Source organism: Ruegeria sp. CK2, from assembly GCF_056536585.1.
Map to the genome: position 1 here is coordinate 180,157 of NZ_JBQFPW010000001.1, position 12,426 is coordinate 192,582.

At 54.9% G+C, this 12,426-nt stretch carries 13 protein-coding genes and 1 tRNA gene; 11 read left to right on the forward strand and 3 right to left on the reverse strand.

The genetic code is table 11. The features are described from left to right. Nucleotide 1 precedes the first annotated feature (1 nt). Nucleotides 2-1,060 carry a glycosyltransferase family 4 protein gene (locus tag ACR0BU_RS00840; protein ID WP_480735226.1) on the forward strand — a complete coding sequence of 353 codons (1,059 nt, stop codon included), beginning with the start codon at nt 2-4 and terminating at the stop codon, nt 1,058-1,060. Between the two features lie 39 nt (nt 1,061-1,099). Then, entirely contained in the window at nt 1,100-1,882 is a 783-nt protein-coding gene (locus ACR0BU_RS00845; protein WP_299884874.1) for an FkbM family methyltransferase, read from the forward strand. A gap of 87 nt (nt 1,883-1,969) precedes the next feature. On the opposite strand, the gene ACR0BU_RS00850 is transcribed toward ACR0BU_RS00845, so the two are convergent. Beyond that, nucleotides 1,970-2,056: transfer RNA gene (locus ACR0BU_RS00850), tRNA-Leu, on the reverse strand. Nucleotides 2,057-2,197: 141 nt separating this feature from the next. Here ACR0BU_RS00850 and ACR0BU_RS00855 point away from each other — a divergent pair. Both ACR0BU_RS00855 and lipB read left to right on the forward strand, forming a co-directional pair. Beyond that, entirely contained in the window at nt 2,198-2,857 is a 660-nt protein-coding gene (locus tag ACR0BU_RS00855; RefSeq protein ID WP_480735225.1) for a DsbA family oxidoreductase, read from the forward strand. A gap of 39 nt (nt 2,858-2,896) precedes the next feature. Continuing rightward, nucleotides 2,897-3,553 (forward strand): lipoyl(octanoyl) transferase LipB, encoded by a 657-nt coding sequence (lipB, locus tag ACR0BU_RS00860; protein WP_480735224.1) that lies wholly within the window; start codon nt 2,897-2,899, stop codon nt 3,551-3,553. A gap of 317 nt (nt 3,554-3,870) precedes the next feature. Here lipB and ACR0BU_RS00865 read toward each other — a convergent pair whose 3' ends face one another. Continuing rightward, nucleotides 3,871-4,806, reverse strand: a complete 936-nt coding sequence (locus ACR0BU_RS00865) for a cation diffusion facilitator family transporter (protein WP_480735222.1) — start codon at nt 4,804-4,806, stop codon at nt 3,871-3,873. A 79-nt stretch (nt 4,807-4,885) separates the two neighbouring features. Between ACR0BU_RS00865 and ACR0BU_RS00870 the strand changes: the two genes are divergently transcribed. Beyond that, nucleotides 4,886-5,314 carry a MerR family transcriptional regulator gene (locus ACR0BU_RS00870; RefSeq protein ID WP_299078361.1) on the forward strand — a complete coding sequence of 143 codons (429 nt, stop codon included), beginning with the start codon at nt 4,886-4,888 and terminating at the stop codon, nt 5,312-5,314. Here the strand turns inward: ACR0BU_RS00870 and ACR0BU_RS00875 are convergent, their stop codons facing one another. Further along, the gene (locus tag ACR0BU_RS00875; protein WP_299884925.1) at nt 5,315-5,731 is read right to left on the reverse strand and encodes an HIT family protein; all 417 of its coding nucleotides are present in this window, start codon (nt 5,729-5,731) and stop codon (nt 5,315-5,317) included. Between the two features lie 166 nt (nt 5,732-5,897). Between ACR0BU_RS00875 and ACR0BU_RS00880 the strand changes: the two genes are divergently transcribed. The 6 genes from ACR0BU_RS00880 to ACR0BU_RS00905 all read left to right on the forward strand — a co-directional run bounded on the left by ACR0BU_RS00880 (nt 5,898) and on the right by ACR0BU_RS00905 (nt 12,418). After that, a complete protein-coding gene (locus ACR0BU_RS00880) occupies nt 5,898-6,860 on the forward strand; it encodes a helix-turn-helix domain-containing protein (RefSeq protein WP_480735220.1) in 963 nt (320 codons plus the stop codon). A 118-nt stretch (nt 6,861-6,978) separates the two neighbouring features. After that, nucleotides 6,979-8,166, forward strand: coding sequence for a sterol desaturase family protein (locus tag ACR0BU_RS00885; protein ID WP_480735218.1), 1,188 nt, complete (start codon nt 6,979-6,981; stop codon nt 8,164-8,166). A 161-nt stretch (nt 8,167-8,327) separates the two neighbouring features. Further along, complete coding sequence (gene ctaD, locus ACR0BU_RS00890; protein WP_298932538.1) at nt 8,328-9,986, forward strand: cytochrome c oxidase subunit I; 1,659 nt, start codon at nt 8,328-8,330, stop codon at nt 9,984-9,986. 173 nt (nt 9,987-10,159) lie between these two features. Then, nucleotides 10,160-11,188: a bestrophin family protein gene (locus ACR0BU_RS00895; RefSeq protein ID WP_480735216.1), complete on the forward strand. Its 1,029-nt coding sequence runs from the start codon at nt 10,160-10,162 to the stop codon at nt 11,186-11,188. 94 nt (nt 11,189-11,282) lie between these two features. Beyond that, nucleotides 11,283-11,882 carry a 2-hydroxychromene-2-carboxylate isomerase gene (locus ACR0BU_RS00900; RefSeq protein ID WP_298932541.1) on the forward strand — a complete coding sequence of 200 codons (600 nt, stop codon included), beginning with the start codon at nt 11,283-11,285 and terminating at the stop codon, nt 11,880-11,882. Between the two features lie 44 nt (nt 11,883-11,926). Continuing rightward, entirely contained in the window at nt 11,927-12,418 is a 492-nt protein-coding gene (locus ACR0BU_RS00905; RefSeq protein WP_480735214.1) for a DUF2244 domain-containing protein, read from the forward strand. The last annotated feature ends 8 nt before the right edge of the window (nt 12,419-12,426 follow it).

Genomic DNA, 12,426 nt, shown 5'->3' on the forward strand with positions numbered 1-12,426 from the left:
CATGCCGACCATTTATTCCAATGCACCATTGGGCAATAATCCCTACCAACGCATGATCTACAGCCGTTTTGACGACTACGATGTTCGGGTCGTCCGATTGAACGCTTTCTATGCAGGCGAACTGCCCGCAGTTCGAGAAGGCGACATCTACTGGATCCACTGGGAAACTGTGGAATTTGGCAGTCCGAAGAACGAAGTCCCTATCGCCGAACGTTTTCAAAAGATCGATGCCGGACTGTCAGAGCTCAAACAGCAAGGTGTGAAGATCGTCTGGACAGTGCATAACTTCCATCCCCACAACTCGGCCAGAGACATGGAAGCAATTCATGAAGGTCGAAAAATACTGGTTCGGCTCGCTGACAAGATTCACGTTCACACACCTTATGCCGAAGATTTGTTGGCAAAGACCTACGGAATACCCGCGCACAAGTTTGTTCGCGTTGCGCATCCCAGCTATCTCGGGGTTTACGAACCACTCGACGCTACAATGGCGCGGCGCGATGTCCTGCCGTCCGCCGAAAACCGAAGGTTCGTGCATATCGGGAAAGTGCAGGAAAACCGTGGCGGACAATTCATGTGGAAGGCACTAAAGTCTTTGCATCTCCGAGATCAGTCTTGGGAACTCGATATCTCGGGGGCGGTCATCGCAGGTGAACGCCGCGGTCAGCAAGCAATACGTGAGATGTCGAATGTTCGGTTCCATGATAGGTATCTGCCGGATGATGAACTGCGTGACATTGTTGCGTCATGTCATATTTGCGTGGCGCCCTTTAGTAGAATTCTAACATCCGGGTCGGTCAATCTTGCGCTGACATTCGGGTTGCCGGTTATCGGCCCCAACACACAAGCTCTGGTCGATCATCTGCCAGAACAAGTGCGGCACTTCCTTTATGTTGATGGGAATCCGCGTGGTATGATGTTCCAGATGCGCAAGGCCATAGATTTGGATGACGAAGACTTGCTGGCAATGAAAGCGACTTGCATAAACCACGCCTATGAAATCAGGCCCGAAATGCAGAGTGAAGCGTTGAAGACAGCGCTTGACGTGCGCGTTTCATAGATAACGATTGCAACAGGTATTAGACCAAGGACCCTTCGAATGCCTAAGATAGACGCGTTTACCTTTCGTAAGAAACTTCGTTCTGCCGGGCTGAAGGTTGTCGAATTTGAAAATGGCGAATTCGTTGGGCCCAGGCCAGTGATGAGGCGGCTTAACCAGACCGGACTTTCCGTGATCAGCGGTGGCGTGACAGCGTCGAACCTGCAAAGCTATGGGTTTGAGGTGGACACCGTTCTGGATGTGGGCGTGGACGCAGGTACCCCATTTCTCTATGACGCCTTCCCGGACAAAAAGTTTGTGCTGTTCGATCCAATCGAAGAAACCGCAACGCGCGTTGCCCCGTGGCGCGATAAGATCGACTACGATCTGCACATTGTCGCACTCGACTCCGAAGACGGTGAAGCCGAACTGGTCATTCCCACAACCGACCGCAAAAGGCGCTCACTGGCAACGGTTGCAGGGTTTTCCGATGACTATGAAAACCGGATTGTCGATATGGAGAAACGCGTCGTGGAAAAGCGTCGCCTCGATTCCTACTCGGCAGGTATACCAGGTCGGTTTGGCTTGAAAATCGACACGGAAGGGAATGAGCTGGCGGTCATCCGTGGTGGGTTGGAAACACTGAAGCGCACGGAATTCGTCCTTGCCGAAGTTTCCGTAAAGCGGCGTTTCAAGGATGGCTACCGGTTCAGTGAGTTTGTCGCAGAAATGGGCAAACACGGGTTCGAACTGATCGAAGCCCTGCGCCCGGTCGATCGCGCCTCGCCGGACTGCGACCTTCTATTCGTTCCATGGAACTCAAGCTGGTTTGATTTAGACTGAGAAATACGCCCACCAAGTCGAAATGTGCTGCGTTAACCACTGATATTCACGTGGGTCACAACAAAGCGTATTTGACCTTCAGAAAAATGGTGCGGTCGAGAAGACTCGAACTTCCACGGGTGTTACCCCACAGCGACCTCAACGCTGCGCGTCTACCAATTCCGCCACGACCGCACTGCCTGTGACTTGGTACGGGGGCGTATAGACGTTGGCGCTCATGTTGTGAAGAGGCAAAAACACGATGGTTTAAAATCCTTTGGGGCCGCCTTATCTTAGGGATCAAACACCGTCGTAAACGCCTGATCGGAACCGCTGATGACCTCGCCCGACCCACGCCCAGTTGTTCAAGTCGACATCGTTTCGGATGTGGTCTGTCCGTGGTGCATTGTCGGGTTTCGGCAGCTTGATTTAGCGCTTCAGCAATTGGGTATTCTGGCGCATCTCAGGTGGCATCCGTTCGAGCTGAACCCGAATATGCCTCTGGAAGGTCAAAATCTGCGCGAGCATATCGCAGAAAAATACGGCTCGACGACCGAGCAAAGTCAACAGGCGCGTGCGCGACTGACGGAATTGGGGACTACCCTGGGATTTACCTTCAATTTCAACGATGAAAGTCGGATCGTTAATACGTTCTCTGCCCATCAATTACTTGATTGGGCTGAAACGCAAGGTCGGCAACATCCGCTCAAGCTTGCGCTGTTTGAGGCATATTTCACGCAACAGCAAGATGTATCCGATCTGGACGTCTTATTGGCAGCCGTCGAAACAGCTGGACTAGATGCTAAAAACGCACGTGTCGTGTTGCAAACGGGCTCACATGCCGAATCCGTTCGCAAGAAGCAGCAGGTTTGGACCAGCCGAGGTGTTTCCGGTGTGCCTTCGATGGTGTTCGGCGGAAAGTACCTGCTGACGGGTGCGCAAGGTACAGACACTTATGTTCAAGTTCTGCAGCGTTGTTTGGCCGAGGCGGCTTGACCCCTTTCCCCTGCCCCGCTCGCACGATATGAGGCCCGCATGGAATGGAAAATCACGGATGGCCTGATCAGCTATGACGATGCGGTCGCCTTTATGGAGGCGCGTGTCGCCGCGATTGCAGCGGGCGATGCCGATGAATGCGTCTGGTTGCTTGAGCATCCCCCGCTCTACACCGCCGGAACTTCTGCCAAGATCGACGATTTGACGGATCCGGAACGCTTTCCAGTCTATCAAAGCAAGCGCGGCGGTGAGTACACCTATCACGGCCCCGGACAGCGAGTCGCCTATGTTATGCTTGATCTGAACAAACGAGGCCGCGATGTGCGCAAGTTTGTGAAACAGCTTGAGACCTGGGTGATTTCATCCTTGGCAGAATTCAATGTACACGGCGAAGTAAGAAACGGTCGTGTCGGTGTCTGGGTCCGTCGGGACGACAAGCCGCTGACAGCTGCAGGCGAGCCTGCAGAGGACAAGATTGCCGCGATTGGCCTGCGTTTACGTAAGTGGGTCAGCTTTCACGGTATCTCGATCAATGTAGAACCAGAGCTTGACCATTTTTCCGGCATCGTCCCCTGTGGCATCACAGATCATGGCGTGACCTCACTGGTCGATCTCGGGTTGCCGGTCACAATGGCAGATCTCGACGCTGCGCTGCAGAAGACATTTGATGACGCCTTTGAACCGGTCAACGCGTGAAAGTGCCGGGGTATGGCAACGGGCTTCGATTCGCTTTTTGACGTGATGAGAACAACAATCGTTAAAAGCGGCCTCGTCTGTTTCCTAAGGGCAACTCTGTTTACTAAATGTTGACCCGATTTGGGGCAATCTTTAGCCAAAATCCATTTAACTGACATACATATGCCTTGTTAACGAGTAGCATGGAACGACCAGTCTAGAGTGAGTGGTATGTTAAACCGGTGATCCGGGGTTTGCGCCCTGCGAAATCCGATAAGTGTTTGGTTACGAGTCTGCCGTTCCGACCCCAAATCGGAACGGCAATTCGCTTAAAGCCCTTATTCTTCCTGATGCCCAAACCGAGAAGAACCGACGCACGCGCTTTCAGATTGCTCGATTTCCAACGTCGCGTGCCCTATGGCAAAACGGTCTATCAAGCTCTGCCGTACATCGGCGCGTATGCCATCAGCTCTCGACATAGCATCTGCGTCAATGACCAGATGAGCGGTCAAGGCGGGTTGCCGCTCTTGCATGCTCCACAGGTGAACATGGTGCACTTCGCGAACACCTTGTGTTGCTTCAATGGCCGCGGCGACCTCTTCTGGGTCCAAATCAGGGGGGGCGCCCAGCATTAACACACGGATGGTTTCTCCAATCTCGGATTTGACGTGCCACAAGATGTAGATCGAGATCATGATCGTGACTGCCGGGTCCACCCAGGTCCAGTTGAACAGAATAACCGCCGCCCCCGCGATAATAACGGCAATCGAGCCCAGTGCGTCGGCGAGGTTGTGCAGAAAGGCCGCGCGGATATTCATGCTGTCCTTAGCCATGGAATACGTCAGCGCCGCGGTAATCAGGTCGACAACAAGGGCCAGTGTCGCGACCCAAACCACCATCCAACCATTGATGGTTTCAGGTTCAAAAAACCGCATGACGCCTTCATAGAACAGGTAAACCGACAAAACGACCAAGGTGGTGTAGTTCACAAGCGCGGCGACCACCTCTGCCCGGCCATAGCCAAAGCTCATCCGGGCATCAGCCGGTCGCCGGGCAATCTTGCGCGCGAAAAACGCAATGATCAGCGCCACGGCGTCTGAAAAATTATGCAAGGCGTCCGCAATAAGCGAGAGAGATCCCGAAAAAATGCCGCCGACAACTTGCGCAACCGTCAACAGCATATTGACCCCGATCGCCCAGGCCACACGCGCATCGCCCGCGTTTGGGTCCACGTGACCATGTGAATGCCCATGGTGGGAATGTTGATGTGCCATATCGTTTTGTGTCCCTTGTTTCGGCTACACACCGCATGTAATACCTCTAGTCACTAGAGGTTCAAGGGGGTTGGGAAAAATGCATTCAATCGGGGACTTATCGCGACTAACCGGTGTGAAGGTACCCACCATCCGCTTTTATGAAAGCAAAGGTCTACTGCCGGAACCGGGTCGCACGACCGGCAATCAACGCCGATACGATGCTGCAGCCTTAAAGCGATTACATTTCATTCGTCATGGCCGAGATCTTGGACTACCTCTGGCCGATGTGCAGGCCTTGCTGTCACTGGAAGGGGCCAAGGGGCCCGATCTGAACCGGGCCCATGAAATCGCCAAGCGACAGTTGGCGGATGTGCGGGACCGGATCGCGCGGCTGCGTGGTCTCGAGTTGGAATTGGCTCACATTACCAAAGCATGCGATGGGCATCACGATCACGTTTGCGCGGTGCTGCAAGCTTTTACGGATTGTGGTCCGCGCTGTGCAAACCCAGGCGCGGACCCAGACTGATCAAGGCAACACGGCTTTGATCTTGTCGGCATGTGCGCCGATCACATCGAAGTCGCCCATCTTCCCCGGCGGGCGCATGGCAATGCCTTCGTGGCGAGGAAGCACGTGAAAATGCAGGTGAAACACCTCCTGCCCTCCGGCCGCTTCGTTGAACTGCTGAATTGTGACACCATCCGCGTCAAAGGCCTGCTTCACGGCATGCGCCATCTTTTGGACAGTTGCAATGACGGTTGAGAGTTGTTCCGGTGTGGCATCCAGCACGTTGCGACACGCGGTCTTGGGGATCACCAACAAATGCCCGTCTGTACGTGGCATGATATCCATGAATGCCAGAGTATCCTCATCCTCATACACCCGCATCGACGGGATTTCTTCGCGCAGGATTTTGGCAAAGATGTTTTCTGGATCGTAACTCATGTCGCACCTTCCGTGTTGTCCACGCGCCCGTTTTTGCGGCCCATCTAGCAAAGGTCAAGGGATCAAGACAAATCCCTCGATTTCTCAACACCCAAATTCAGAATCGACAAGACTTGCAAGGTTCTGGATGGCAAGCTGAAGCGGTATAGAAACCGGATGGAACATGATGGCAGACCTGATCCTGCGCGGAATGGCAATTGGCGTGATCGCAATCACCATCGTCGTCATAATGCTGCACCAGCGACCACATGGGGCGCTGTCTGTTGTCGCGCTGGGTTTGTGCACAGGTTGCTACTTGCTGGTTTCGGCACCGGTAGAGCTGCCGGGTGTTTTGCGGGGGGCACTCGTTATCGGGGCCACACTGACGCCGATGGCCCTGGCTTGGATGGCGACCATCCAACTTACCGATGAGCGATCACAACGCAGGCCTGTTTTGATATTGGCCGCCCTTACCGTTGTGGCAGCTATGCTTGTACCAGTATTGCCGATGTTCGCGCCGATCCGGGGCGGGTTGGCAATCGCACTGTACCTGGGGCTGATCGTCTTGGCACTGGCAACAGACAGTGATGATCTGGTCAACCAGCGTCGCAGGTTCAGGCGCGGGTTTCTGGCCGCAATGGGCGCGTTGGGTCTGATCGTTTCCATTGTCGAGGTGAGCGGGCTGGATGCGAATTTACCCATCTGGGTGTATCCCCTGCAGGCCAGCGCCATTCTGGTGCTTGTACTTTTATTCAGTATCTGGGCACTGGAACCTGCCTGGGTTCCGCCCACGGATCGCATCCGGCTTAAACCAAGACCGGACCTTGTTGAACGAATTGAACAATCCATGCGTCGCGGCATCTGGCAGCGCGAAGGCCTGACCATCGGCGCCTTCTCAGAAGAGCTTGGCGTGCCCGAACATCAACTGCGTGCCACGATCAACAGCCAAATGGGGCACCGCAACTTTTCGACGTTCATCAATACCGCCCGCATCAAAGCAGCCAAAACCCTTTTGGATGACCCGCAACACGAACGAACGACGATACTTGAGATCGCGCATGAGGTTGGTTTTGCGTCCCTTGGACCATTCAACAAAGCCTTCCGTTCCCAGACCGGAACAAACCCGCGCGACTATCGCAATCGGGACTGATCGATTTCGAAAAATACCGGTTCATTCCGCAGTAAATGCGTTGATTTCAGCATCGACGAGACCTGCCCACCGCATCCAGACATCCTATTCGTATCTCAACACATGACGGAGCTTGGATATGAGTGAGTTTTCCCTGATCGATGCAATCATCGGTACCCTGACCCATGATACGTTGCGGTATGCGCTGGGGGCCGGCGGCACCTTTTTGGTCGTAAACACGATGCTGGCCCGCCGCCTGCAAGATCGCAAGATACGTGACCGAACGCCGGGATGGTCCCAAATCAAGCGAGAGGTGCTGACCAGCGCGCGGACAGTTTTGATTTTTGCCGCAACCGGTATCCTGATCGGCCTCGGCCATTCCAGTGGTCTTGTCCCGATCTATGACAAGGTCTCAGACTTTGGCTGGACCTACCTGATCGCTTCGCTTGCGTTGATCATAGTGGCCCATGATGCGTGGTTTTACTGGACCCATCGTCTGCTGCATACAAGGCGCCTTTTCAGACTGGCCCACCGCACGCATCATCAGTCGCACAATCCAACGCCGTTCACATCTTATTCGTTCGACATAACAGAAGCTGTCCTTAACGCATTGTTCCTACCTATCTTTGTCGCTTTGGTGCCCATGAATACAGTCGCCCTGCTTGTCTTCTTGTTTCACATGATGTTGCGTAATGCGCTTGGCCATTGCGGGTACGAGGTTTTTCCCGCTGACCGAAACGGAAAACCCTTGCTCGATTGGATGACGAGTGTCACGCATCATGACCTCCACCATAGCCACGGGCGCCACAACATGGGTCTGTACTTCACTTGGTGGGACAGGCTCATGGGAACCGAACATCCAGACTATCACAAGGAATTCGCACGCGTCGCGCGTCGGGTCGGCTTTCAATCCGTCGGTTGGTTAAGGATAGTCACGGTTTCGGGCCTGCTGTTTCTGGCCGGCAAGGAAGCACGTGCGGAACTGTCGGGCCTCTACTCTGCCCCCTATCTTGGCGCTGTCGTTCGGTTTGAACCCTGCCCTGGCGATCCCGCCTCAACATGCGGTCGCGTCCTTTGGGGTTGGGAAACCGCAAGTTGGCGGCACATGCGACCAGGAGAGTTCATGATCACAGGCCTACGCCCAGGCGCAAATGGTTGGGGGCAAGGACGGTTGTTGCACCCTGAAACCGGGCTGTCTTTTCGCGGCTCCGCAACCAAGCTTCCAGACGGACGGTTACGCCTTAAGGGATGCGCCGGGCCGATCTGCGCGACACAGAATTGGGTACCGCTGGATCACCTGAGGAACACCCTTTCTGACCTGGAGTAAGGCGGCATATAGCGCACCCTTTTCAAGAGGGTGCGGCTATTTATCTTGATCTATATCAAACTCGACCATTGAAGGTGCCCTCTTCGCAATCTAAAACCAGCAGGAAACCCGCGTGTCAGAGAGGTCTGTCTGCGCGGTGCAGTTGCAACAGGAGGCACCTAATGGCAGACGCAGCCATTCATGGTCACGAGCATGAAGACAATCGCAGCTTTTTTACGCGCTGGTTCATGTCGACCAACCACAAAGATATCGGGATTCTGTACCTGATCTTCTCGGCGCTTGCCGGGTTTATCTCGGTGGCGATGACCATCTATATGCGGCTCGAACTGATGCATCCGGGCGTGCAGTACATGTGTTTGGAAGGCTTCATGGCCGACCCGTGTACCCCCAACGGACACCTGTGGAACGTCATGATCACCTATCACGGTGTTCTGATGATGTTCTTCGTAGTAATCCCTGCCCTGTTCGGTGGATTTGGCAACTATTTCATGCCGTTACAGATCGGTGCGCCAGATATGGCGTTTCCGCGGATGAACAACCTGTCCTTCTGGCTGTACGTTGCCGGTACATCGCTGGGTATCGCATCGCTTCTTGCGCCCGGTGGCAATGATCAGGCCGGATCAGGCGTTGGCTGGGTTCTTTACCCGCCGCTGTCTACGACCGAAGGCGGCATGTCCATGGACCTTGCGATTTTCGCCGTGCACGTATCGGGCGCCTCCTCGATCCTCGGCGCGATCAACATGATTACCACCTTCCTTAACATGCGTGCCCCGGGCATGACCCTGTTCAAGGTGCCATTGTTCAGCTGGTCGATCTTCGTCACCTCGTGGCTGATTCTATTGTCCTTGCCGGTTCTGGCGGGCGCAATCACCATGTTGCTGATGGATCGGAACTTTGGATTCACCTTCTTTGACCCTGCCGGCGGCGGTGACCCGATCCTGTATCAGCACATCCTGTGGTTCTTTGGCCACCCGGAAGTGTACATCGTGATCCTGCCCGGTTTCGGCATCATAAGTCACGTAATCGCGACCTTCTCGCGCAAGCCGATCTTCGGGTACCTGCCTATGGTGTGGGCGATTATCGCGATCGGCGTTCTGGGCTTCGTCGTGTGGGCGCACCACATGTACACCGTTGGCTTGTCGCTGCGTCAGCAGGCTTACTTTATGCTGGCCACGATGGTCATTGCCGTACCGACAGGGGTTAAGGTCTTCTCATGGATTGCGACCATGTGGGGCGGTTCAATCGAGTTCAAGACGCCGATGCTGTTCGCCTTCGGCTTCCTGTTCCTGTTCACCGTCGGCGGTGTGACCGGTGTGGTTCTGTCGCAGGCGGGTATCGACCGCGCGTATCACGACACCTACTACGTCGTTGCGCACTTCCACTATGTGATGAGCTTGGGTGCCGTCTTCGCGATCTTCGCTGGCGTCTACTTCTACTTCTCGAAGATGACGGGTCGTCAGTACTCGGAGTTCTGGGGCAAGGTTCACTTCTGGCTGTTCTTCATCGGCGCGAACCTGACCTTCTTCCCGCAGCACTTCCTGGGCCGTCAGGGCATGCCGCGCCGTTATATCGACTACCCTGAGGCCTTCGCTCAGTGGAACTTTGTCTCGTCGATTGGTGCATTCGTGTCCTTCGCCTCGTTCCTCCTGTTCTTCGGCATTGTGTTCTACGCCCTGTTCCGGGGCGCTAAAGAAACACGACCGAACCCGTGGAACGAATACGCAGATACGCTGGAATGGACCCTGCCCACCCCACCGCCCGAACACACGTTCGAGCAGCTGCCCAAGCAAGAAGACTGGGACAAAGGCCACGCGCACTGATCCCTGCATTCTGATCTGAACTCTACAAAGCCCCGCGTTTCGCGGGGCTTTGTGTTTTAAATTCCCCAGTATCGAATTTGCTCGCCTTCTCGCGTGGACTCGTCAGAGAACAAATCGCTAGTATCCCCAAAACGCCATTCCACCGACCAGCACTAGGCAAAGATCCACATCACATGATTCTCCACGACGGCATCTCGCTCCGGCAAATGGTCAAAGGGTCCTTTGGCTTCATCTGTATCGTTCTGACCTGGATCTTCCTACTTGAGCTGGTGGATGCGATCACCCCGATAGACTTGATCTCCAACTCCAGCCCTCCGGTCACGATATTGGGGCTAGCGGTGGCGTTCTTTCTGGGCTTCAAGAACACCTCAGCCTATGCCCGCTGGGTCGAAGCGCGCAAGATTTGGGGCGATCTGGTCAATACCAGCCGGGATTGGGGCAATGTGATTACCAACCTTGTCCAGCTTGACGGTACCCTGATTGATCCGGAAGTACGTCGTGAGTTGCTTGAGCGTCACCTAGCATGGTTGAACATGCTGGCATATCAGTTGCGTCAGCCTTCTTCGAACGGACGGACGCGCAGACCATGGATGTTTGGACACAAACCAGCCTCGGACAAGACTGCGTTGCACCAGGATCCTGAAAGCTGGCGCAAAAGCCAGCTTGCGCAAGATTTGCCCAGGCTGAAAGGAAAGTCCAACCGCGCCGCATACCTGCTGTTTCTACAGGGTGAGCGGCTTTCGGCGCTGGCGCAAACGCACAGTATCGATCCGTATTGGCATGTGGCGCTGATGAACAGGCTAACGCGGCTCACCGATGCGCAGGGTCAGAGTGAGCGTATCAAGAATACCCCGTTCCCCAGACAGGTTGCCGAGGTCGGGCGAGTCTTCAGCTATATCTTCATCTTCTTGCTGCCACTGGCGTTCAACGACGAACGTTCGATCACTATTGGGTTGGATATACCGATGCTGCAATCGGTGTTTCTGGATTGGATGATATTCGCCCCGATCGGCGCGCTGGTGTGCTGGATATTCTTCGTGACGGAACGGGTCAGCGCGTCGATGGAAGACCCGTTTGAAGGTGATGCCACCGATGTCCCAATCTCGGCGATCAGCCGCATGATCGAGATCGACCTGCGCCAGATGACCGGCGTTGGAACGGCACCTAACCCTTTGGCTCCAATTGACAAAACTCTTATCTGAGGCGTAGCGTCTTCCCGCCACGACGCGCAAAGATCGAAAAATGTGGCCGTTTGATGTATCCTGACTGCAGAGCCCCTGCAACAGGAGCGGTACAATGCCCGAAATTGACTTTTGGTTTTCAATTGGCAGCACCTACAGCTTTCTGACGGTCATGCGCTTGGATGATTGGTGCGCCGAAAACGATGCGACGGTTGTTTGGCGGCCCTTCAACGTGCGCACCGTCATGTCGGAACAACAGAACATTCCCTTTGCGGGAAAGCCGGTTAAGTCAGCCTATATGTGGCGCGACATTGAACGGCGCGCAGCCAAGTACCGCATCCATGCCAATCTGCCAGCGCCCTACCCAATCTCGGATTTAGCACTGGCCAATCAAGTGGCCTTGTTGGGGATGAAAGACGGGTGGGGAAAGCTGTTCACTCAGAATCTGTATCGCATCTGGTTCGAGGAAGGTATTGAGGCGGGCAGTGAATCGGCCCTGTCCGAGGCGCTACTGCGCTGTCAGCAGGATCCGCGTCTTGCGCTTGCCCGCGCGCGCAGCCCTGATACGGTCTCCGCCCTTGAGGCCGAGACAGATCAGGCCACCCGGCTTGGGGTGTTTGGCGCACCCAGCCTTGTTGTACGCGGAGAGGTATTCTGGGGCGATGACCGGTTGGATGATGCACTGTCCTGGGTGCGCGTTGGTCACGTCATCTGATCATTAACCGTCGACACCCGACCATAGTACGTTAGTTTTCGGTCATGCCTTATCGATGGAATCAAACATCGGAAACCGAACAAGAACTGCGCCTCTGGCCGCATAACTCTCTGCCACCGCGCGGGGCGATGATCGTTATCTTGTCGGTATTTCTGTTTGGTCTTATTCCGCTGCTGGCAATGTTGGGTTCGGTGATTTTGTGGGGATTACTACCGTTTCTGCTGCTCACCGTTTTAGGACTGTGGCTGGCCATACAGACAAACTATCGTGCCCGCAGTGCGTTCGAGGTGCTAACCTTAAACGGATCTCAGGCGAAGCTGGTTCATTCCACGCCGGGCCAAGGTGATCAGGAATGGTCGTGCAATCGCTACTGGGCACGCCCACAGATGCACCTAAAAGGCGGGCCGGTCCCGCACTATGTCACATTGATCGGAGATGGTCGCGAGGTCGAGATTGGTGCATTCCTATCCGAAGATGAACGCATCACACTCTATGACGACCTCGTCGAGAAACTGCGCAGTCCAGCCGCGCAGTAGCCCATTTC